Consider the following 21,836-nt stretch of genomic DNA (forward strand, 5'->3'; position numbering starts at 1 on the left):
CAGCCATATGTAAAGGTTGTAAAAAACTTAGTAGTCGAATTTTGTTCCTTATAATCTGCTTTAAAACTATCTGGCTTTGTCACTTTTCATCAACTCCTGTAGATTATTATATCCTAAAAATTATACTTAAACAAATAACGGAAAGTTAGTCTTGACCTAAAAGAAACACCCCCAAACCGCTAAACGGTTGGGGGCTTAAATCATTTGTTTTCTGCCTTAGCGCGAGGCTTGGCAAATATCATTCTTCCACCCATTATTATAACAAAAACACCGAAAATCTTTTTCAGTTCCGCAGCAGGGAGACTTTGAACGAAATTAGCACTTAACATGGCGCCTGCAATTGCGCCGAGACTCAATAGTGCAGCCGTTTTGTAGTCTACAAGTTTTTCTTTATGGAGATGCCATAAGCCAGAAGCTGCTGTGGGAATTATCACGAGTAGAGAAACCCCCTGTGCAATATGCTGCGAAACCCCTAAAATAAAAACCATCATTGGCACTAAAACTATTCCGCCGCCAACCCCTAGCAAACCACTTAATATTCCTGCCGCCAAGCCTGCAAGTATTGAAACAGCTATGACCATAACATTCTCACCCCTACTATTACTAATAGAGCGCCAAACATACGCTTTAACTGGGCCGCTGGAATATGCTTCATCCATTTAGCGCCAAGGCCTGCTCCGACAATACTACCTGCGGCAAGCGTTATCGCAAGGACAACATCTATATTTCCATGATAACTATAAACAACACTGCTTACTATCGCAGTAGGAACAATAACCGCTAATGAAGTGGCATGAGCATTATGTTGAGCAAACCCTAATAATGACACTAAAATCGGCACTAAGATTATGCCGCCTCCTACGCCAAGTAACCCGCTCAGAATACCTGCTCCTAAACCGAATCCGACTATCTTTAGCTTTTGCAACATCTTTTAGCTCCCTTCTCAAATACTCTAATCAATAGTAAGACGTTTTACTGCAACATTTACTTCGTTAACTAGTAGTCCTGTCATATATTCGACAACGTCCTTAACCCTTTTCTGCGCAGTAGCTACTACCTCTCGCAGCGAAAAGCCATATTTTATAGTTACGTCAAAAGTGATGGATATTCCTTTCTCTTTCTCTTGAAAGTTCTTGATTTGAATCTGTCCGGTACGAGTAATAGCGGGCTCACTGACAGCGACGTAGTCAACTATTGCCGAAATTACAGCATCTGATATTAATAGTTTACCATAATAACTAAAAGTTGGTCGTACGATTGATTTTTCACCTAGCTTTCGCCGCTTTTTTGATTGAGTTTTCTTAAAAAAAATCTCTAATGGGTCAATTAAATATCCTGAAAAGTGCGGTTTAAGTTCGATTGTAGGGACAGGAATAATATGTTTCCCCTCTTTTAAACGGCTTTCTCTTGCTTTCGCAATTTCAGCAGGCGTTGCAATGTCTTCAATGTTTATTACTTTATGAATAGAAGGTAATCCTAACACAGATACGATTTTCTCCACCATGTTTTTAGAGGTTCCAAGTATAAGCATTCGTTCGGGTTTAACTCTTTCTATAGCCTCACAAACTTCACGAGCATGATCTTCTTCCATAAAGATTGCTCTTTTGACTGCCCGTATCTTACTTGGTTCTTTTTTAGCAGAATGGCCGGCTACAATCTTGCTATCTTTTATTAAAAGACCATCATCAACAATAGTATCAATATTATATTCGTGAGCAACTATAAGCGCACGATGACTCTTTCCGGTTCCGCTTGGTCCAACTAGTGCAATAACTTCCATAGTAGCCTCCCTAATTTACCCTATTACATAAAAAATAAACACCTTTTCAGGTGTTGTCAAGTGGACCTAGAAAAGTTCTCTAACTTTTGCTCAAGTTCAGTGATACGCAAATTTCTATACATAATTATCCGGGCATAGCGACAATTACTCTTTTTTAATCGTTCATTTTTCGTCTCTAGAATTAGCAGTTGCTCACGTCTTTCATTTTCAAGTGATTCAATTAGGTTCATCAATACACGCCGACTGATTCGTAAAGCTTCAACTTTATCCTCCAATTCACGTATGCGCTTTCTAAGTTCTTCAATCAGGCAGATGTCTCCTTCCATAACCCCTCCCCCTGAATAGTACTCGGCAAATTGCTAGTGGTGCTGGCTACATGATTATATTCTAAGGAGGTTATTTTAATGCCTGACTATGTCTTTGTAAACTCAGCGCCAATGCGTTGGGAACAGTAAATTCACCCAACTTTTCTGGGTATCTCGATGGTATACCATGAAAGTCTGAACCACCAGTCACTATTAGTTTATATCTTTTAGCAAGCTGTAAATATTTATTTCTTTGTTCCTGATTATGTTTAGGATGGTAAACTTCGAGACCGCAAACACCATATTCGATCATTCTCAAGACTATACTCTCATCACCGATTAACCCAGGATGAGCTAGGACTGCAATTCCGCCTGCCCCGTTAATTAGCTTAATTGCTTGTTGTGGCTTAAGCTTATAGTGTGGCACATATCCAGGTCCGTTTTTACAAAGCAGTTTCTCAAATGCGTCACCTACGGTCTGAAAGTATCCCTTTTCCACTAAGATTCTCGCAATATATGGACGTCCAATTGAAGCGGTCGCTTTTGTGCTTTTTAGAACTTCTTCTTTAGTAATATTGTAACCTAAATCATTCAGCTTAGTAACAATCTTTTCTATTCGCTGGCGGCGATCATTTGTAATACTAATAAGCTGCTTCTGTAATTGAGCATCAAATGGGTCAATATAGTAACCCAATAAATGCACTTCATGGTCGGGCATATCAATACTAAATTCAATCCCTGGTATGACAACTGGACTATGATTTAAGCAGAAATCCTTTAGACTAATAAGCCCATCAATTGTATCATGGTCGGTAATAGCTATGAACGATAACCCGCACTCAGCAGCCTTAATTAAAACTTCTTCCGGCGAAAGGCGACCGTCTGAAGCAGTAGTATGGATATGAAGATCAGCAGGCATTAGTAGATAGATTTTGTGCTATTTGGACTAAAGTTCGCACTCCGACCCCAGTAGCGCCCTTCACGTTATAGCCACTAACTTTGTCAATATCGCTTGTACCTGCAATGTCTATGTGGACCCATGGAAGATCGCCCACAAATTGTTTAATAAATACGCCTGCCGTAATTGTTCCTGCCATCCGCCCTCCGGAGTTTTTCAAGTCGGCTATATCACTTTTTATTTGGTTTAAATAGTCGTCATAGCTGGGTAACAGCCACATCTTTTCCCCCGTTTGTTTAGAAGCTCTTAGAATTTCTTTCGACCAGCCATCATTATTGCTAATTAGGCCTGATGTTATATTACCTAAAGCGACTACACACGCTCCTGTTAGAGTCGCTAAATCGATAATTCTTGTAGCACCTAGCTTACGGGCGTAGGTAACAGCGTCCGCTAAGAGCAGCCGTCCTTCGGCATCGGTACTAATAATTTCAATAGTTTTTCCACTCATAGAACAAATCACATCACCAGGTTTAAAAGCATGACCGGATGGCATATTCTCAGTGCAGGGGATAATTGCCAGAATATTGACCTTAGGTTTCAAATGACCTATGGCCTGCATTGCAGCTAGAACAGCTGCTCCTCCGGCCATATCACCTTTCATATCGCCCATCTTTTCACTAGGCTTAAGTGAAATGCCTCCGCTGTCAAATGTAATCCCCTTTCCAACAAATGCTATCAGATCATTGCTCTGCTGATTACCAATGTATTTTAAAGTAATCATTTTTGGCGGTGTAGTGCTTCCTTGCGCAACTGCAAGCATTGCATACATCTTATGTTTTTCCATATCGCCTTTATCTAAAACGTTAATTTCGAATCCAAATTGGCTAGCAATATCCTGAGCGATAGACGCCATTTGGCTAGGATTCATGTAGCAGGATGGATGATTAGTTAAATCCCTAGCAAAATTTACGCTGTCAGCAATAACTTTTGCATTATTGAGCGTAAGCAGCCACTCTTGATCACTTGGAAGATCTGGACCTACAAGAATTATTTTTTCAATAATATTGCTCTTGGCATCAGTTTTGTAATTGTTAAATTCATAGCTTCCTAAAATTGCTCCCTGAATAATTGATATTGCAGCATCACTTAAGTTGTGATGATTTCTATAAATAGCAGTAGCCACCGTTCTAGACTTCAGTTTTTTGGCAACGCGGATTGCGATCGCAGAAAGTTCACGAATTTTATCCAATGTCAGTTTATCCTTTTTGCCTAATCCGATTATTACTATGCGTTTAGAGCCATAATCAGCAGTGTTGTGGATAATAGTTGTTTCAGCTAATTGACAACATTCTGGCTGGTCTCGGACCATTAAACTAAGTAGAGTTGCTAATGGATTCCCATAAGCTCTAGCCATCTCCACACTATTTAGGGTTTCGTCAAGCAAACCTATTATTAGTGTGTCGCAGAAGACTTCTCCTGGTAAAACATTAGCACATGCAATCTGCAAACTCCTCACCATCCTCTATAACTTCCATATCGTTAATATTAGTATTCCATAAATCAGCGTTACAAAAACAAGTAAACCTGTTCATAAGAACAGGTTTTTTGATCGTTTACAAAAAAATCGCCTAGCCAGGCTATAACTTAGCGCGGCTCAATAATTAGTTTCATAGCGGTGCGTTCTTCACCGTCAATTAAAATGTCAGTAAAGGCAGGGATGCATATAAGATCTACGCCGTGTGGAGCAACAAACCCTCTTGCGATTGCTACTGCCTTAACCGCTTGGTTAAGTGCTCCAGCGCCGATGGCTTGCATTTCAGCTCCACCGCGTTCTCTTAGCACTCCAGCCAAAGCGCCTGCTACCGAATTAGGATTAGATTTTGCTGATACTTTTAAGACTTCCATTTTTAGTACCCTCCTTTATAGTAAAGCAAAAATTATATAATTTTCATTGGTATATATTCGTTATTTGACCAGAAAATCCCTTTTTTTACATTAATAAAAATTCAAATAATTTAAATAAATTTAAAATAAAATGAACAGAGTAATTTATACAATTACTCTGTTCATTTTATTTGTTGAAAACTAGCACTCGACCGTCTTCCCTAATCCCTATTAAGCTATTATTTCCATGGTATTGCTTCTTCATGCTTTCAAGCATAGTTTCAATAACTTCTTCTTGCATAACCAAATCTTCCTCAAGCAAACTATCATTGTAATCTATTACTAGACGGTCTTGAAATTTGTCGCGTAATAGGGTAATAATAAGCGCTATCTCAGCCTTTGTCAATGAACAGACATCGCGGATAATATGCATCATTGTCATTTGTCCATATGTGCTAAATTCTATTTCTGCGATTTTCATGTTTGTATTCTCAAGTAAATGGTAAGCGCTGATACTATCGGTTAAAAGCTGCTTAAATTCCATACACTTAGTCTGTGTTGATAAATTAGACAATATGAAAGTTAACTTAAGAGAATTTGTTCTTGGGTCAAAATTTATTGTTCCAATTTCGGGATAGCACACTAAAATAGAAATCAGTAAATTTACGCCATCCGAAATGTTTTCATCATCTTGATGATATTTAGACATTAAAGGTTCACCATCCATTAGCAAAAATAAAAATGTTTTAGTAGACTATAAATATAGTTCTCTAGATATTAGATAAATCCTTTTTAAAATTAATGGAAGCAATGATCCCTGTTTAATCATAACCCCCCGTCAAATGGGTGGATTGCACTAAACCTTTTCAAGCGGTTGTCATTATGCGTTTTTCACATAAGGGCGTCTTTTTCGAATGATATAAAGGACAGATTTGGCAAGTAGGATATCCTGAACAGCTTGCTGTCGGTAATCATGAATACTATCCGTGTTTGTTGTACTAGGGCATGCATAAGACTTATGGTTTTGTTCAAGATAAATGACGTGAGCAACTTTAAAATTCAGGAAGTTTCACTTTTATTCATTTTCTTAAAAAAAATGTTGAGGTATTACCAGGTATGAAACTGGTTACCCCAACATTTATTATAGAACCTTATTATTTTGCATAATCGATAGCGCGTGTCTCACGAATTACAGTTACTTTTATCTGGCCTGGATACTCAAGCTCACTCTCGATTTTCTTTACAATATCGCGTACTAAACGAACAGACGAAAGATCATCAATCTTATCCGGCTTTACCATGATTCGGATTTCACGACCAGCTTGAATAGCAAAAGATTTATCGACACCTTCAAACGATTCAGCAATGTCCTCTAACCGAGTCAATCGTTTTAGATAGCTTTCAAGGCTTTCCCTACGTGCACCCGGTCGAGCAGCCGATACAGCATCGGCCGCGGCAATCAATACCGCTTGAACTGTTTTCGGTTCTTCATCTCCATGATGAGCTCCGATAGCATTTATCACTTCTGCTGACTCACGATATTTTTTTGCTAAATCAGCACCGATTGTTACATGAGGCCCCTCAACTTCATGGTCAACCGCTTTGCCAATATCGTGCAAGAGGCCTGCACGCTTGGCTAACATAATATCCACGCCGAGTTCCGCAGCCATTACCCCAGCTAAGTGGGAAACCTCTATTGAGTGTTTCAACACATTTTGACCATAGCTTGTACGGAATTTCAGTCGTCCCAAGAGTCTTATTAACTCAGGATGTAGTCCATAGACACCAGTTTCAAAGGTAGCCTGCTCACCAGCTTCTTTTATTCGCTGCTCAACCTCTTTTTGGGCCTTTTCTACCATTTCCTCTATTCGAGCCGGATGAATACGCCCATCAGTTATTAATTTTTCTAAGGCAATCCTGGCAACCTCACGACGTACTGGGTCAAAACCAGATAATATGACAGCCTCCGGAGTATCATCTATAATTAGATCAATACCGGTGAGAGTCTCTAAAGTACGGATATTTCGTCCTTCGCGGCCAATTATGCGGCCTTTCATCTCATCATTAGGCAATGCAACGACCGATACAGTTGTTTCAGCTACATGGTCAGCTGCACAGCGCTGTATAGCTAAAGAAATTATTTCACGAGCTCGTTTGTCCGCCTCTTCTTTTGCCTGTTGCTCTAGTTCTTTAATCATCATAGCAGTTTCATGCTTTATTTCTTCTTGAGCACTGGCAAGAAGCATATTTCTTGCTTCTTCTGATGTAAAGCCAGACAGTCTCTCTAATTCAGCTAATTGCTTAGTGTATAACTCATTGACCTTTTCCTGACTTTTGTCTAGCTCGATTTCTTTACGATTAAGTACTTCTTCTTTTTTCTCGAGCGAGTCAATTTTCCGGTCAAGATTTTCTTCTTTCTGTAGTAAACGACGTTCTAGACGCTGCAATTCGGAGCGGCGTTCCTTTGTTTCGCGATCGAGTTCGTTCCGCAATTTATGAATTTCCTCTTTCGCTTCGACAAGGGATTCTTTCTTTTTAGCTTCTCCTGCTCGTTCAGCATCTTCAATTATTTTTCTTGCAGCATCTTCAGCAGAGGAAATTTGGGCTTCAGCGCTTTTCTTGCGCGCAAAATAACCTATGCCGAATCCTAAAATAATAGCAATGATGGCCGTTAGCATACTTTCAATAATTTCCACCTCCTTTTTATTAAATTATAATAAGGGTAAAGCCGAGTATTGTACTCGGCTTTTAAAAGCACCTAACCATTACTCCCCTAAAGCAATGCTTTGTTCTCTTAAAAGAATTTTACAAAAATAATGCTACCTTGATATACGATTGACCAATATAATTGTAAATGTTTTTGAAAGTAGTGTCAAGTTAGCCATAATTTATTGTAAATGAAGCTTATGACAATTACATCATAGCCTTAGAGAATGAAAAATTAACCTAGGTAGTACACTCTAGGTTAATTATTACACTAGTAATTGAACTGGCAGAGAAACCCCTGCCAGCCAAGTACCTGCTTATCCGTACTTTATCAATTGTTTTAGCCTGCTTAAAACGCTTTCTCGCTATTTTGAGCGCTACTTCTGCCTCAGAGGAGAAGTCATATTCTTTGATAATATCACGAATAATGACTTCAGGTATCCCACGCTGTTTTAATTTCATAACAATAAAGTTTAGACTATACTTGCTACTTTTGCACAGGTTATCAAATAAGCACTCACAGAGCACTTTATCATTAATATAGCCGTTGTTAAGCAAGTAGCTAATTACTTCATCAATTAGAGCAACATCGAAACCTTTCAAAAATAATTTATGCCGTACCTCTTTTTCACTATAGGCACGAAGATTTAGCATACGTATAGCAGCCAACCTTACTGCTTGACTATTTTGCGACAGCATTGTCTTCAGCTGTGCTAGATGGTTGGGGAGCCGTTCCGACAATTAGGGCCTCTCGGATCTTCTTATCAATAGCAGCTGCAATATCAATATTTTCTTTTAAGAATTCTTTAACGTTCTCGCGCCCTTGACCTAATCTATTATCGCCATAGGAATACCATGCGCCGCTTTTGTTTATAATGTCGAGTTCTGTACCAAGGTCAACCAAGGTACCCTCATGAGATATGCCCTGGCCATACATAATATCAAATTCGGCCTGTTTGAATGGAGGCGCAACTTTATTTTTAACAACTTTAACTTTAGTGCGATTTCCCACAACCTCATTGCCTTGTTTCAAGCTTTCAGTCTTGCGCACTTCTAACCGAATGGATGCATAAAACTTAAGGGCCCGTCCACCAGTTGTCGTTTCAGGGTTGCCAAACATTACTCCCACTTTTTCACGAATCTGGTTTATAAAAATAGCAGTTGTACGTGATTTACTTATAATGCCGGTTAGCTTACGAAGTGCTTGCGACATAAGCCTGGCGTGCAAACCTACATGGGCGTCACCCATTTCACCCTCAATTTCCGCTTTAGGTACTAATGCTGCAACGGAGTCAACAACAATTATGTCTATTGCGCCGCTACGTACTAACGCATCTGCAATTTCCAAAGCTTGTTCACCATTATCGGGTTGGGAAATAAGGAGATTGTCTATATCAACACCTAGCTTTTTTGCATATACAGGGTCTAGTGCGTGTTCAGCATCAATAAATGCAGCAAAGCCGCCCATTTTTTGGGCTTGTGCAATTATATGTAAAGCGACTGTTGTCTTACCGGAAGATTCGGGTCCGTATATTTCGATTACCCTTCCTCTTGGTACACCGCCAACACCGAGAGCAACGTCTAATGATAAGGCCCCTGTTGGAATAACTTCAATATTCATCTTGGCTGCGGCCTCACCAAGTTTCATTATTGAGCCTTTTCCAAAATCCTTCTCAATCTGCCGCATGGCCATCTCCAACGCTTTTATTTTATCCATCATCTACCCCCCTCATATATATTTTACAAACATTTGTTCGTATAGTCAATAGAAATGTTGTATTTTGACGTTTGTTATCTTCCTCTAGCTATTTCTACATTGATTTTGTAACCTTTAATGGAACTTTTATGCATCACTGACAAGACTCTCTCAGCAACATCCTCTGGAACTTCCACAAATGTAAATTTATCATAGATATTAATAATACCAATAATATTTCCTGGAATATCCGCCTCGCTGGCAATGGTTCTTACAATATCCTCAGGCCTAATTTTTTGAGCTCTTCCAGCATTTATAAATAACCTTACCATGCCTGGTTGTGAGCCGTTATTAGCCAGCAATTGGCTTTGCTCGTCCGTCTTTTCCTTGAAGCCCTCTTGATACAACTTTAAGGAGGCGGCGGCAATATCAAGGGCATCATAAGCAGTCATTAAATCCGCTACTATAGTATGATAATCAGAAAATCTGTTTTGTTCAATGGTTTGCCTTAATCTGTTTTTAATTGTTTCACGCTGTCTGTCTAAAATATCAGCAGCAGAAGGCAGTTGTTTTCTAATGATGCGTGTTTTTACCTGTTTTTCAATAATTTTTAATTGACGGTATTCGCGCGGTTCAATGAATGTGAATGCTATACCCTTTTTGCCAGCACGGCCGGTACGTCCAATACGATGAACATATGATTCCGGATCTTGCGGAATGTCATAATTAATGACATGGGTTATATCTTCTATATCCAAACCACGCGCTGCGACATCAGTTGCCACTAGGATTTCCAGTTTGCCTTCCCGGAATTTTTTCATTACTCTATCCCGCTGCGCTTGACTTAAATCGCCATGCAGTCCATCAGCCATATAGCCTCTAGCCTGCAATGAGGCTACTAACTCATCAACGCCTTTTTTAGTCCGGCAAAAAACAATCAATTTACCAGCCGTTTCAATGTCAATCACACGGCACAAACCTTCGAGCTTTTCGCGAGTTTCATAATAGAATTGATCAATTAAAGGAATAGTTAGCTGTTCTTTGCTGATAGTAATATTATGTGGATCATTCATGTACTTACGGGCTAAATTTAATATAGCCATAGGCATAGTCGCTGAAAAAAGCAAGGTTTGCCTTCCTTCGTCTGGTATGCTCTGCATTATGTCTTCAATATCTTCAATAAAGCCCATATCGAGCATTTCATCGGCTTCGTCTAGAACTAGCATTTTAACATGATCTAATTTTATTGTTTTGCGGCGTATATGATCAAGCAATCGACCAGGAGTGCCAATGACTACTTGGACTCCGAACTTTAAAGCTTTTATCTGCCTATCTATTGACTGACCGCCATAAACAGGAACAGTCTTGATCCGTTTAAATCTGCCGATTTTTGCCAGTTCTTCCGACACTTGAATAGCAAGTTCGCGTGTCGGTGTAAGAACTAAAGCTTGTATATGACGGCTATCTGCTGATACCCTCTCCATTATCGGAATACCAAAAGCAGCAGTTTTTCCTGTTCCTGTCTGCGCCTGACCAATAACATCGAAACCCTCAAGTACAAGTGGAATAGTCTGAGTCTGAATTGGTGAAGGTTCTTCAAAACCCATTTCGGCAATCGCATTATATACTTTTTTACTTATTTGAATATTTCCAAACAAACCACTATCCTTCAATGTTTGATCCCCCTATATTGTTAGAGCATATCTTCTTATTATATCAAGAACTGCTTGAGATGTCCGATATTTTATATCGACCCTATCGCCGGAAAAATTATATTTCTCGCATAAGCTGCCTTTGACACCATCAATAGCCACATATACAAGACCAACCGGTTTCAAATCAGTCGCCCCGCCGGGACCGGCTATACCGGTTACACCCACCCCAACATCTGCTTTAAATTTGTTTTTTATCCCAATGGCCATAGCTTTAGCTGTTTCTAGGCTAACAGCTCCATAATTCTCAATTATCGCACGCGGAACACTAACCTCATTAACTTTTATTTCGTTGCTATAACAAACTATTGATCCTATTAAATAGTCTGAACTACCGGAAATATCGGTAAGCCGACTGCTGACCAAGCCTCCGGTACATGATTCAGCAAGCGCAAGGCTAAGTTTTTTCTTTTTTAACAATTCACTGACAACTGCTTCCATTGTCTCCCCGTCAACAGCAAAGATATATTGACCTACAATACCTCTAATACGTTTTTCAATGTCAGCTATTAAACTAAGCGCTTGTTCTTTAGTTTCAGCTTGAGCAGTTATCCGAATTTGTATTTCGCCTTTTTTAGCCAAAAGCGCGAGAGTGGGATTTGTCTGATTGACAATAAGCTCTCTAATCTCTTCCTCAAGAAGTGACTCTCCTATACCCGATGTATGCAAAACCTTAGAGACAATAACACCCTGAAGACCAAATTTACTCGTCAAATAGGGTTTTATCGAGGATAGAAACATGTGTTCTAACTCATGAGGCGGTCCAGGTAGATTTATAATTACTTTATTGTTCTTTTCACAGATTATCCCCGGCGCTGTACCTTTCTCATTATTTACTACCAGTGATCCCTCAGGAAGCATAGCTTGCCTTTTATTATTTTCCGGCATATTAACTTGCCGATAAGCAAAATAATCTCTTATCTTTTGCAAACTTGGTTCATGAAGGATTAGGGAACAATCAACGATTTTAGCTGTTACTTCCTTTGTAATATCTCCCTGCGTAGGACCCAATCCCCCGGTAGTGATAACTATATCAGCTCTAGATAATGCTGTCCTTATTACTTTCTCCATTCGTTCCCGGTTATCGCCTACCACCGATTGAAATAATACATTGAACCCCATTGCGTTTAACTGTTTTGCTAAAAAAGGAGCATTTGTATTTAGAATTTGTCCAAGTAGCAACTCCGTTCCGGTACTTACTAATTCAACGATCATTTTTATTGTTCACCTCCCAACATAGTTGAGTTTCTAAAAAGAAAATAGCAGGACATACGCCACTACTATTTTGATAATTTCTTATTTGCAATTATACCTATTAGTCGATTTTTTCGGCTACAAGATCATACGTGAACCCTTGGACAACGCGAACCTTTATTACATCCCCAGGCTTAGTATCATGAGCACCCTCTACATAGATATAACCGTCGACATCAGGCGCCTCACGATATGATCGGCCAAAAACCAGCCCAGGCTGTTCAGGGTTAGAACCTTCGATGAGCACATCAAATACACTGTCTTCTATGTCTTGGTTCATTTGTTCAGATATTTGACACTGTAACGCCATTAACTCGTGATAACGTTCCTGTTTTACTTCATCGGAAATCTGGTTAGGCAAGGCCGCCGCTATGGTATCTTCTTCGCGCGAATAGGTAAAAATACCTACCCGATCAAATTTTTGCTCCGCTAAAAATTGCTTTAGTGTCTCGAAGTGGACTTCACTTTCCCCAGGGAAACCAACGATAAAGGAGGTTCGAATAGTTACTCCGGGGATTTTCCCCCTTAGCTTAGTAAGCAGTGCTTCAATTTCTGCCTTGCTATCACGGCGATGCATCGCTTTTAAAATATCATTATGAATGTGCTGCAAAGGCAAGTCAACATATTTGCAAATTTTAGGTTCATTAGCTATCAAATCAATTAGATCATCTGAAAAGTATTTTGGGTAGCAATATAATAGTCTTATCCATAAGATTCCATCCGTCTTTACCAGTTCTCTAAGCAGCTCGGTCAGCCTTGGTTCACCGTAAATATCTTTGCCGTAGCTAGTAGTGTCCTGAGCTATTAAATTAATTTCTTTAACTCCACGTGAAACTAGTGTTCTGACCTCAGCAAGAATTGACTCAATAGGGCGGCTTCTAAACTTGCCTCTCACACTGGGAATAACGCAATATGAGCAGCAATTGCTGCAACCTTCGGCGATTTTAACATAAGCGCTATAAAACGGCGTAGTGGTAATACGCGACATCTTCTCGTCATAAATAGTATTGATATCATCAATTAATAAAACGCGATTACCAGCCAAAACAGCATCTACTGCCTCACCAATTCTGTGCCACGCACCAGTGCCTATGATAGCGTCTATTTCCGGCAGTTCATCAAGCAACTCCTGTTGATAACGCTGTCCTAAGCAACCTGCTACGATAATTGCACGACATTTACCTTCTGTTTTAAACTCACTCATTTGCAGTATTGTCGATATTGATTCTTCCTTTGCTGAATCAATAAAGGTGCAGGTATTGATGATAAGTATATCGGCTTGGTGTGGATCATCGGTAATTGGAATCTTTCTATCTGCAAGCGCTCCAAGCATAATTTCGGTATCAACAAGATTTTTGGCACAGCCAAGGCTAATGAAACCGGCCTGAATCATAAAGACTTCCTCCTAATGTCATTAATTATTTTGAGCTTATTCTTACCGTCTGAATCCATTTATCGAGCAATCTATGCTTCTGTTCTAAGGTTACAATCTCCTTATTTTCTAATAGCTCGATGTTCTTTTGGTTAAATTCTTTATACTCAGGCAATTCCGGATTGGTTGGGACATAATAGAATTTGCTCTTCTGTAAAGCATTTTGAGCATTATTTTGCATTAACCAGTCAATAAATGTTTTAGCTTCAGACTTGTGAATAGATTTAGTTACTAATCCTGCCCCTGTTAGCAAATACGCTGTTCCATCGGTAGGATATACAATCTTTATAGGAAAGCTATCCTTAATGTAGCGACTAGCCTCACTTTGTACGGCTATGGCAACATCAGCTTCACACATGCCTACCATTCGAACGGGTGTCGCTAGAAATTTCGAATACTGAACAACCTGTGGATGCAATTTCTTTAAAAAGGCTAAAGTTTGAGTTTCACCATTTACTGAAGTCAATGTATATAAAAGATTTGCCGAAGCTTCGGCTGCCAAAAAATCTGTTATCCCAATTCTCAGTTTACTATCTCTGGAGAGATCTCTCCAACTTGTAGGTATTTGAGGCGAGATCTTCTGAATGTCTTTATTGACTACAAAAATCATCGGATCATACCATAGCCCGTACCAATAGTTATTTTCATCCTTAAACCTCTTAGGGATAATATCAAGTTGCTCAGATGTCACTTGCTCAAGCAGATTATTCTTTTTGGCCTGCTCGAGTACTGTTTTGGTAGCAAGAACAATATCAGCTTGCGGGTTTAGAGACTCTGTCTTTAATTTTAGTATTAAATCATTTTCCGCTAATGGTACAACATTTATCCTTACACTCTGGTATTTTTCATACTCCAAAGCTAAAACAGCTGCCTGTTCAACAGGCAGTGTAGTGTAAACAGTAATATTCTTCATACTTTCTGCTTTTTTTTCATCAGCATACCCAGGTAGATAAATACTGCCAGCTAATACTATAATTAAAATAAAAAAAGACATTAATAATATTGGCAAGTAACGACGCATAGCTTACTCCTTTAAAAAACTAAATAATACTATACCTGTTATTTGTTCGCCATGCAAGCATAATTTCCTACCATCAACAAGTAAAACACGGGAATAAAGGCCCGTGTTTTAAATAACTGATACAATATCTGTATGCGCATGGATTACTTTATTATTAGAATTAAATAGTCTTATCCTCAGTTCATAATTTCCCTCTGTTGTAAAATCGACAGCCTCGAGTAAAATACTATTTACTTGACGGTATGTGCTATCTTTTAACGAAAAAGGTCCATTTTCTCCGCTAGCTATTATACGGCCATCAGGCGCAACAATTTCTATCTTTTCTGAATATGAATCCTTGTCTTGATTTCCGCCACGCCATATTGTCAGTACGGTAAACGGTTGCGAATATCCCATAGTACATTGGCTAAACTCATTATAAATATTGTGACGCCCCATTTCATCGGTTGTCACACCTTCACATAGCAAAGCAGCTTGTAAATACGGTTTGGTTCGTTCCATTACCTTCCTCCGCTTGTTCAATTTAATCTTAGTTTAACCGATATCACTAATACTTATGTATGTCTGCTTAGGTTTTGCTTTTGGCAATCGGAATTATATGGTAAAATAAACTTAAATTAGGAAAGGGGTTTTAGCATGGATGAACGTCCAATCGGATGGTCTTTTTGGTCTAAGTTGAATCCAAACCTAACATTCCGGCTGTTGCTAATTATTATATTTTTGATACTAATTGCTGTCGGCAACGCTTTTAGCGTTTACGACAGCTTGATAAAGCAAGATATTACCACCGCAAGTTATTCTTTCATATCAATATTGCTTTATATCATTCCGGCCTATGGTTTATTCAAACTAAGAAATTGGGCTCGTAGGTTTGAATTAGTCTTTTCATTTATTTTAATAGGGCTTGGAATAATAATGCTGCTATTTGACAGTGTAATCAGCGGTTTATTTATTATAACTACTCACGGCTTAATAGCAATGTATCTATTAAGTAGTGAGTGTAAGCGCGCGCTGGGCATAAAAAACTAAACGGGCTAAGCTTTAGCCCGTTTAGTTTTGCTTTTTTTACTTCGGTTGACTGATAAATGGCGTTGCTTTTTTCCCTGAGAATATGATTGCTCACTTCGCCGCGGCGGCTTGATCAAGCATTTAGAATCATATCCAATTAAATCACGACGATTTGCCTTAATAAGAGCTTCATAGACTAAATGGTGATTCTTGGGATCACGAAACTGCATTAGAGCCCTTTGCAGTTTTTTTTCGTACGGATTCTTTGCGACATATACCTTTTCCCCAGTTAAGGGGTTAAGCTCTGTGTAATACATACATGTTGACAAACTGCCCGGAGTAGGAATGAAATCTTGGACTTGTTCAGGATGGTACTTCATATCCCGGATAAATTCCGCTAGTTCTATAGCTTCCTTTAAGCCTGCACCAGGGTGACTTGACATAAAGTAGGGTACCAAATATTGTTCTTTCCCTACCGCTTCATTAGCCAATTTGTACGCTCGGGCAAATTTTAAGTAAACATCTTTACCCTGTTTTCCCATAAGTGCCATTACTTTGGGTGAAATATGCTCTGGCGCAACCTTCAATTGACCACTAACATGATGAGTACACAGTTCTTGCAAGAACGCTTCATAATTAGCTGAAGCCATTAGATGGTCATAACGTAGTCCGGATCTCACAAAAACTTTTTTAACTTTAGGAAGCGCCCTTAATTTTCTTAATAAGGACAAGTAGTCGCTATGATCAGAATCAAGGTTTTTGCAAGGTGCCGGAAACAAACAGTGGCGCCCTTTGCACGCGCCTCTTTCGGATTGATTTTGACAAGACGGAATACGGAAATTCGCTGTTGGTCCGCCAACATCATGGATATACCCTTTAAAATCAGGCTGCGTAGTAAACATCTGTGCTTCCCGTAAAATAGACTCTTCACTACGACTTTGAATAATTCGTCCTTGATGCGAACCGATAGCACAGAATGAACATCCTCCAAAACAGCCTCGATGGCTAACAATACTGAACTTGACTTCCGTAATTGCCGGGACCCCTCCAGACTGCTCATAAACAGGATGATAAGTCCTAGCGTAAGGTAAATCATAAATTTCATCCATTTCCTGAACAGTCAAAGGAAGGGCTGGCCGGTTCTGAATAACATACTGGTCAGTGTATTTCTGTGCAATATTTTTCCCTCTTATCGGGTCTTGTTCTAAATATTGTACACGAAAAGCGTCAGCGAAAGCTTTCTTGCTCTGCTTAACATCATCGTAACTTGGGACTTCAAGATAATCCCATAATCCCTCAAGCGAATCAGAAGTATAGCAGGTACCTTGCACTGTCGTTATATCAGATACTTTAATACCCTGATTTAATTGATCAGCAATTTCTTTTATCTGCTTTTCGCCCATTCCATAAACAAGAATATCAGCTCTGCTATCAATTAATATTGAGCGCCTGACACTATCCGACCAATAATCATAATGAGCAAACCGCCGTAAACTGGCTTCAATTCCCCCAATAATCAGCGGAACTTTCTTCCATATTTCGCGTATTCGATTACAATATACTATGGTCGCTCGCTCCGGCCTATAGCCCGACTTTCCACCAGGTGAATAGTTGTCAGTACTACGGAACTTTTTAGCAGCAGTGAATTTATTAAGCATTGAATCAAGGTTCCCAGCTGATACCAAAACACCAAGCCGCGGCTTTCCCAACTTTTTAAAATCTTCAGTCGACCGCCAATCAGGCTGCGCTATTATTCCAACCCGATAACCGTGTTTTTCAAGCAGCCTTGATATAATAGCCGGTCCAAAGCTAGGATGATCGACGTATGCATCACCGCTGACAAACAAAAAGTCGAGCTGATCCCAACCGCGTTTTTCCATATCTTCTTTGCAAATAGGCAAAAAGTTGTTCATTTATCTATATCTCCTAAATTGAGCAACTCTAAGGTTTATTTAGCAGCCTTAAAGTTCTTCTTAATTACTTCTCCTTTTCCGCCTAGTTTTCCAAGGTATTGGCCATTATGTGTAATTTCTACGCCTCTAGCGTTTCCAAATTGTACCGACAAATTATCCTGTGCCTCCCAAGTTAATGTATCGCCTATTTTAGGAATACCTTCATAAATCTCTTTTCCATCGGCTATAACTAAGGTCCAGCATGAATCAGTATACTTAGCATTTACTATGATAGGCTTCGCTTGAGCAGCAGGTTTATCGGTTATTGGCGGGTTTGGTACTGCCGGTTGTGAAGGAACCACTGGTGCCATTGGAGCCGGTTTTGGATCTGGCGCTTGTTGCGGCACAGTATTACGATTGCCAATAGCCCACAATAAAGAGCCAATTAGAATAATTGCAGCTGCGCCAACAACAATAAGTTTGCTTTTTTTACCATTTTGACTATCAGTACCATCCGCTTGACGTCCCGAACTAGGTTGATCGCTCTTGCTCTCATTTGCACTTTCCGCTTCTGATGTGGCCGATGCCTTAGACTGATGGTACAAATTTATTACACTCTGAGAGTCCAACTTTAAGCAATTAGCATAATTACGAATGAATCCTTTTAAATATACTTCCCCTGGAATAACATTATAATTATCTGCCTCAATTGCCTCTAAGTATAACACCCTTATACTGGTTGCTTTTTCAATATCTTTAATTGATAGCCCTTTTTTTTCTCGCTCGCTGCGGAGTATCTCGCCCACCGTCGGCATATGATTACCTCCTAAATTCTTGGTTAAGATAACTTACTAGAGAATCTATCGTCTGATCAAGATTTTCAGCATCTATTACCATATCATAATTACCGTGATTGCAAGTTTCATATCCATAAAGCGGATCATAATATTCAACCAGTAATGTACGAACTACTTCGTTAATTTTCCCTTGCGAAAAATCCTCAATCAGTTTCTGGGCATTTTTAACACCTAATCGCTTACTTATAGCTTTTATACTAGCTATAATACCTTCGTAATTCTCATTGTAAATCCCTGTATACTCAGCGATTAACCGTTGAATACGAGTTTCTATGTTAGCTTTAACCAAAATTTTTGTCCCTTTTTGCATAGCATTATAAAGAACATCAGGAAGATATATGTTGCCGATTCTTTTACTCTCGCATTCTACCGCTATATATGGTTCACTGTTTAATGATTGAAGTTTTTTTAGTAAATTTGCATCAAAATTCTGCGCAGTCGCTGGCTTGCCAAGCCCAATCTGACCGAATACGGAGCCCCTGTGATTAGCCAGAGCCTCCAAATCAATAATCGGCATACCTCGTTTTTCTAATTTATTCAATAAAATCGTTTTGCCGACTCCCGTCGAGCCGCAGAGCACTACTATTCGAGGTATAAGGATGAATTTCTCTAATGAATCTAAAACATATCGTCGGTATGCCTTATAACCGCCTAATAACTGATAAGCAGTAATACCCATTATTTCTAAGATAGTCACTAAAGATTTTGACCGCATCCCACCCCGCCAACAGTAAACTACAACGGTACCGCCCTTCTTATACATAGCACGAATTTGGCTTACCAAGTTGGGTAACTTAGTAGAAACGATCGCCAACCCCTTCATTTTGGCCTCATCGTTTCCGACTTTTTTGTATATCGTACCAACCTCCGCTCTTTCTTCATTACTAAACAGCGGAATGTTAACAGCGCCTGGTATATGCCCCTGCTCAAATTCATTTGGGGAACGCATATCTATATAAATAACATTATCTAATTTAAGGGTTTCTTCAAGGGAAATTATTTTATGCAAGATATTCACCAACTCAAAATAATCGCTACTGCTATTAAGTAGTGTACCCATCATCTAATCATCTGTATAAGCAAGAACGCCTGTTTTTGAAAAAACACCCATTATTTTTAGCCCTCTAATAAATTCCCCTTATCTCTAACGAGAAAAATAGCGGGAATACACTTGTTCTGAAGTCATAAGTATATCACGAGCTTTACTGCCTACATTAGGCCCCACAATCTTCATCTCTTCCATATAGTCAATAAGCCGTGCTGCCCGGGTATATCCAATCCTAAATTTTCGCTGCAGCATAGATACCGAGGCTTGTCCAGTTTCTAAAACTAGTCGTACAGCTTCTTCTAACAACTCGTCTTGGATTTGATCCGTATTATTCTTATCATTGCCTTTACTGGCGTTTATCTCGCAGGTAGTTATTCCCTCATCATATTCAGGCTCACCATGCCGCTTTATATAACTAACCAATTCCTCTACTTCACTATCGGAAATAAATGCACCCTGTACCCTTAAAGGCTTCGGTATCCCCACTGGATAAAACAGCATATCGCCTTTTCCTAATAACTTTTCGGCACCAGCCATATCTAAAATTGTCCTTGAATCAATCTGTGAAGAAACAGCAAATGAGATTCTTGATGGAATATTGGCCTTAATAATACCCGTTATAACATCAACGGAAGGCCGCTGCGTAGCCAAAACAAGATGTATTCCCGCAGCACGTGCCTTTTGCGCTAAACGGCAAATGGCATCCTCGACATCGACAGGCGCAACCATCATTAAATCCGCTAGTTCATCAATAATAATAACTACAAGAGGCAAGCTTCCTTCAGCGACTATTTCATTATACCTTGCAATATCACGAACACCATTGGCTGCGAAGACGGCATATCGCCGCTCCATCTCTTGGACCGCCCAGTTTAGAGCCGATGCAGCTTTCTTGGCGTCAGTAACAACTGGTGTCATCAGATGCGGAATTCCATTATAATTTGAAAGTTCTACAACTTTGGGATCGATAAGTATGAACTTAACGTCGTCAGGACTAGCCTTAAAAAGTATACTTGCTATTAGCGTATTTATGCAAACGCTCTTGCCTGATCCAGTTGCCCCAGCAACTAAAAGATGAGGCATTTTGGCTAAATCAGCGAAAATCGGCTGGCCGGCAATATCCTTTCCCAGCCCCACAACCAAACGCGAGGAGGCCCGCTGAAAATCATCGCTTTCTAAAACTTCACGTAAGTGAACCCCAAATACGTCTTTATTTGGAACTTCAATTCCGATCGCAGCTTTACCAGGAATCGGCGCTTCAATTCTTACTCTTGTAGCGGCTAATTTAAGGGCTATGTCATCTGACAAATTGACAATTTTGCTGACTTTTACCCCAGGTGCCGGTTCTAACTCATACCTTGTAACAGCTGGACCTTGGCAAGTATTAATGATTTTAGCACTTACATTGAAATTTTCAAGTGTTTGCATCAATATTTCGGCATTTTGGGCAACTTCTTTGGGAGGCTTACTATTTTTAGTTTTACTGGCCTTTTTCAAAATCGAAAGTGGAGGAAGAAAGTAATCTGTTCTTGTCTCATACTGACTTGGTTCCTCCGTAAGCGTTTCAGATACAACTCCAGGCTCAATAATCTCATCTTTAGGCCTTATCTGCTCAGAATCTTTGATTTGGATATCATACTCTTCCTGATCAAAAAATTTAGGCTTCGGTTCCCGGGGAGAAGCTAGAGTTTCTAACACTCCTTCATTTTCATCCTCAGGCTCAGTTGTCGATGCCAGCGCTTCACGGGCCATGATAATACTTTCAAATGCCTTCTTTTTAGCCGTCAACAAAGTATGAGCAAGTGACCACGTTGTTGTCAAAATCAGCGCACAAATTGCTAAGGCAGCAAGGACAATTATAGCCCCATGGTAACCGAATAGCTTTCTTAAAGCAAACAGCGTAAATCCGCCAACTATTCCACCACCTGGAACGAGGCTTTCAGGCAATATTTCGTGCCCATATTGTATTGTCAAGTGGTGAAAGATCGCTAAAAAAATAACGTATAAGCTAATCCATCCCCAAAACTTAAGCGAATAATTAATCTTCTCATGACGCCAAATATAGCGGGAGCCTACAGCTAATAGTAACAGCGGAAGAATCGGCGCTCCAACGCCAAAAGCATGTTTTTGAATCTTCGCTAAAAATAGACCAACTGGTCCGACGTTTTGCCCTAAAAGACTTATAAGAGCCAAAACTCCAGTTGTTATTAGCGCAATACCGCAAATTTCATACTTAAGTTCCGAAGGCAGCTGTGAAAATAGCTTCAAGTTGATCACCACCTCTAAATAAATATGTTTTCTACCTCTTTAAGTAAATCCCTTTATTTCCCCATTAAAAAAGCA

General features: G+C 39.6%; 21 protein-coding genes. 1 reads left to right on the forward strand and 20 read right to left on the reverse strand.

Annotated features, from left to right (window positions below):
- Window positions 1-200 precede the first annotated feature (200 nt).
- From GX348_06475 to GX348_06550, 16 genes are all read right to left on the reverse strand, one after another.
- Window positions 201-581: a sulfite exporter TauE/SafE family protein gene (locus GX348_06475; GenBank protein NLP41832.1), complete on the reverse strand. Its 381-nt coding sequence runs from the start codon at window positions 579-581 to the stop codon at window positions 201-203.
- The gene (locus GX348_06480) at window positions 572-928 is read right to left on the reverse strand and encodes a sulfite exporter TauE/SafE family protein (protein ID NLP41833.1); all 357 of its coding nucleotides are present in this window, start codon (window positions 926-928) and stop codon (window positions 572-574) included. The genes GX348_06475 and GX348_06480 overlap by 10 nt, the downstream gene beginning before the upstream one ends.
- Before the next feature lie 24 nt (window positions 929-952).
- Window positions 953-1,780 (reverse strand): Asp23/Gls24 family envelope stress response protein, encoded by an 828-nt coding sequence (locus GX348_06485; protein ID NLP41834.1) that lies wholly within the window; start codon window positions 1,778-1,780, stop codon window positions 953-955.
- Between the two features lie 56 nt (window positions 1,781-1,836).
- Window positions 1,837-2,106, reverse strand: a complete 270-nt coding sequence (locus GX348_06490; GenBank protein ID NLP41835.1) for a translation initiation factor 2 — start codon at window positions 2,104-2,106, stop codon at window positions 1,837-1,839.
- 70 nt (window positions 2,107-2,176) lie between these two features.
- On the reverse strand, window positions 2,177-3,004 hold the full coding sequence (locus GX348_06495) for a PHP domain-containing protein (protein ID NLP41836.1): 828 nt from the start codon (window positions 3,002-3,004) through the stop codon (window positions 2,177-2,179).
- Complete coding sequence (locus GX348_06500; protein NLP41837.1) at window positions 2,994-4,502, reverse strand: leucyl aminopeptidase; 1,509 nt, start codon at window positions 4,500-4,502, stop codon at window positions 2,994-2,996. The genes GX348_06495 and GX348_06500 overlap by 11 nt, the downstream gene beginning before the upstream one ends.
- 125 nt (window positions 4,503-4,627) lie before the next feature.
- The gene (locus tag GX348_06505; protein ID NLP41838.1) at window positions 4,628-4,888 is read right to left on the reverse strand and encodes a stage V sporulation protein S; all 261 of its coding nucleotides are present in this window, start codon (window positions 4,886-4,888) and stop codon (window positions 4,628-4,630) included.
- Between the two features lie 166 nt (window positions 4,889-5,054).
- Complete coding sequence (locus GX348_06510) at window positions 5,055-5,576, reverse strand: hypothetical protein (protein ID NLP41839.1); 522 nt, start codon at window positions 5,574-5,576, stop codon at window positions 5,055-5,057.
- 445 nt (window positions 5,577-6,021) lie between these two features.
- The gene (gene rny / locus GX348_06515) at window positions 6,022-7,545 is read right to left on the reverse strand and encodes a ribonuclease Y (protein NLP41840.1); all 1,524 of its coding nucleotides are present in this window, start codon (window positions 7,543-7,545) and stop codon (window positions 6,022-6,024) included.
- Window positions 7,546-7,813: 268 nt separating this feature from the next.
- Complete coding sequence (locus GX348_06520; GenBank protein NLP41841.1) at window positions 7,814-8,272, reverse strand: regulatory protein RecX; 459 nt, start codon at window positions 8,270-8,272, stop codon at window positions 7,814-7,816.
- Window positions 8,256-9,290 carry a recombinase RecA gene (gene recA, locus GX348_06525; GenBank protein NLP41842.1) on the reverse strand — a complete coding sequence of 345 codons (1,035 nt, stop codon included), beginning with the start codon at window positions 9,288-9,290 and terminating at the stop codon, window positions 8,256-8,258. Before recA ends, GX348_06520 begins: the two co-directional genes overlap by 17 nt.
- A 74-nt stretch (window positions 9,291-9,364) precedes the next feature.
- A complete protein-coding gene (locus tag GX348_06530; protein NLP41843.1) occupies window positions 9,365-10,942 on the reverse strand; it encodes a DEAD/DEAH box helicase in 1,578 nt (525 codons plus the stop codon).
- Window positions 10,943-10,954: 12 nt separating this feature from the next.
- Window positions 10,955-12,196, reverse strand: coding sequence for a competence/damage-inducible protein A (locus tag GX348_06535; protein NLP41844.1), 1,242 nt, complete (start codon window positions 12,194-12,196; stop codon window positions 10,955-10,957).
- 100 nt (window positions 12,197-12,296) lie between these two features.
- Window positions 12,297-13,628 carry a 30S ribosomal protein S12 methylthiotransferase RimO gene (gene rimO, locus GX348_06540; protein ID NLP41845.1) on the reverse strand — a complete coding sequence of 444 codons (1,332 nt, stop codon included), beginning with the start codon at window positions 13,626-13,628 and terminating at the stop codon, window positions 12,297-12,299.
- Between the two features lie 25 nt (window positions 13,629-13,653).
- Window positions 13,654-14,688 (reverse strand): extracellular solute-binding protein, encoded by a 1,035-nt coding sequence (locus GX348_06545; protein ID NLP41846.1) that lies wholly within the window; start codon window positions 14,686-14,688, stop codon window positions 13,654-13,656.
- 108 nt (window positions 14,689-14,796) lie between these two features.
- On the reverse strand, window positions 14,797-15,189 hold the full coding sequence (locus GX348_06550) for a hypothetical protein (GenBank protein NLP41847.1): 393 nt from the start codon (window positions 15,187-15,189) through the stop codon (window positions 14,797-14,799).
- A 135-nt stretch (window positions 15,190-15,324) separates the two neighbouring features.
- Here GX348_06550 and GX348_06555 point away from each other — a divergent pair, with 135 nt between their 5' ends.
- Window positions 15,325-15,717: a hypothetical protein gene (locus GX348_06555; GenBank protein ID NLP41848.1), complete on the forward strand. Its 393-nt coding sequence runs from the start codon at window positions 15,325-15,327 to the stop codon at window positions 15,715-15,717.
- Window positions 15,718-15,722: 5 nt separating this feature from the next.
- Here the strand turns inward: GX348_06555 and GX348_06560 are convergent, their stop codons facing one another.
- The 4 genes from GX348_06560 to GX348_06575 all read right to left on the reverse strand — a co-directional run bounded on the left by GX348_06560 (window position 15,723) and on the right by GX348_06575 (window position 21,761).
- Window positions 15,723-17,609 carry a YgiQ family radical SAM protein gene (locus GX348_06560; GenBank protein NLP41849.1) on the reverse strand — a complete coding sequence of 629 codons (1,887 nt, stop codon included), beginning with the start codon at window positions 17,607-17,609 and terminating at the stop codon, window positions 15,723-15,725.
- Window positions 17,610-17,644: 35 nt separating this feature from the next.
- Window positions 17,645-18,403: a helix-turn-helix domain-containing protein gene (locus GX348_06565; protein NLP41850.1), complete on the reverse strand. Its 759-nt coding sequence runs from the start codon at window positions 18,401-18,403 to the stop codon at window positions 17,645-17,647.
- Window positions 18,404-18,407: 4 nt separating this feature from the next.
- The gene (gene mnmH, locus GX348_06570; GenBank protein ID NLP41851.1) at window positions 18,408-19,454 is read right to left on the reverse strand and encodes a tRNA 2-selenouridine(34) synthase MnmH; all 1,047 of its coding nucleotides are present in this window, start codon (window positions 19,452-19,454) and stop codon (window positions 18,408-18,410) included.
- A 135-nt stretch (window positions 19,455-19,589) separates the two neighbouring features.
- The gene (locus tag GX348_06575; protein ID NLP41852.1) at window positions 19,590-21,761 is read right to left on the reverse strand and encodes a DNA translocase FtsK; all 2,172 of its coding nucleotides are present in this window, start codon (window positions 21,759-21,761) and stop codon (window positions 19,590-19,592) included.
- Between the last annotated feature and the right edge of the window lie 75 nt (window positions 21,762-21,836).

Source organism: Veillonellaceae bacterium, assembly GCA_012523975.1.
Classification (GTDB): Bacteria; Bacillota; Negativicutes; order JAAYSF01; family JAAYSF01; genus JAAYSF01.

What these genes read in the sequence shown, in the direction of transcription:
- GX348_06505 (NLP41838.1), bottom strand. Translation starts at nt 4,888, where the DNA reads ATGGAAGTCTTAAAAGTATCAGCAAAATCTAATCCTAATTCGGTAGCA.
- rny (NLP41840.1), bottom strand. Translation starts at nt 7,545, where the DNA reads ATGCTAACGGCCATCATTGCTATTATTTTAGGATTCGGCATAGGTTAT.
- GX348_06500 (NLP41837.1), bottom strand. Translation starts at nt 4,502, where the DNA reads ATGGTGAGGAGTTTGCAGATTGCATGTGCTAATGTTTTACCAGGAGAA.
- GX348_06480 (NLP41833.1), bottom strand. Translation starts at nt 928, where the DNA reads ATGTTGCAAAAGCTAAAGATAGTCGGATTCGGTTTAGGAGCAGGTATT.
- GX348_06565 (NLP41850.1), bottom strand. Translation starts at nt 18,403, where the DNA reads ATGCCGACGGTGGGCGAGATACTCCGCAGCGAGCGAGAAAAAAAAGGG.
- GX348_06535 (NLP41844.1), bottom strand. Translation starts at nt 12,196, where the DNA reads ATGATCGTTGAATTAGTAAGTACCGGAACGGAGTTGCTACTTGGACAA.
- rimO (NLP41845.1), bottom strand. Translation starts at nt 13,628, where the DNA reads ATGATTCAGGCCGGTTTCATTAGCCTTGGCTGTGCCAAAAATCTTGTT.
- GX348_06550 (NLP41847.1), bottom strand. Translation starts at nt 15,189, where the DNA reads ATGGAACGAACCAAACCGTATTTACAAGCTGCTTTGCTATGTGAAGGT.
- recA (NLP41842.1), bottom strand. Translation starts at nt 9,290, where the DNA reads ATGGATAAAATAAAAGCGTTGGAGATGGCCATGCGGCAGATTGAGAAG.
- GX348_06545 (NLP41846.1), bottom strand. Translation starts at nt 14,688, where the DNA reads ATGCGTCGTTACTTGCCAATATTATTAATGTCTTTTTTTATTTTAATT.
- GX348_06555 (NLP41848.1), top strand. Translation starts at nt 15,325, where the DNA reads ATGGATGAACGTCCAATCGGATGGTCTTTTTGGTCTAAGTTGAATCCA.
- GX348_06485 (NLP41834.1), bottom strand. Translation starts at nt 1,780, where the DNA reads ATGGAAGTTATTGCACTAGTTGGACCAAGCGGAACCGGAAAGAGTCAT.
- GX348_06495 (NLP41836.1), bottom strand. Translation starts at nt 3,004, where the DNA reads ATGCCTGCTGATCTTCATATCCATACTACTGCTTCAGACGGTCGCCTT.
- GX348_06560 (NLP41849.1), bottom strand. Translation starts at nt 17,609, where the DNA reads ATGAACAACTTTTTGCCTATTTGCAAAGAAGATATGGAAAAACGCGGT.
- GX348_06520 (NLP41841.1), bottom strand. Translation starts at nt 8,272, where the DNA reads ATGCTGTCGCAAAATAGTCAAGCAGTAAGGTTGGCTGCTATACGTATG.
- GX348_06490 (NLP41835.1), bottom strand. Translation starts at nt 2,106, where the DNA reads ATGGAAGGAGACATCTGCCTGATTGAAGAACTTAGAAAGCGCATACGT.
- GX348_06475 (NLP41832.1), bottom strand. Translation starts at nt 581, where the DNA reads ATGGTCATAGCTGTTTCAATACTTGCAGGCTTGGCGGCAGGAATATTA.
- GX348_06510 (NLP41839.1), bottom strand. Translation starts at nt 5,576, where the DNA reads ATGTCTAAATATCATCAAGATGATGAAAACATTTCGGATGGCGTAAAT.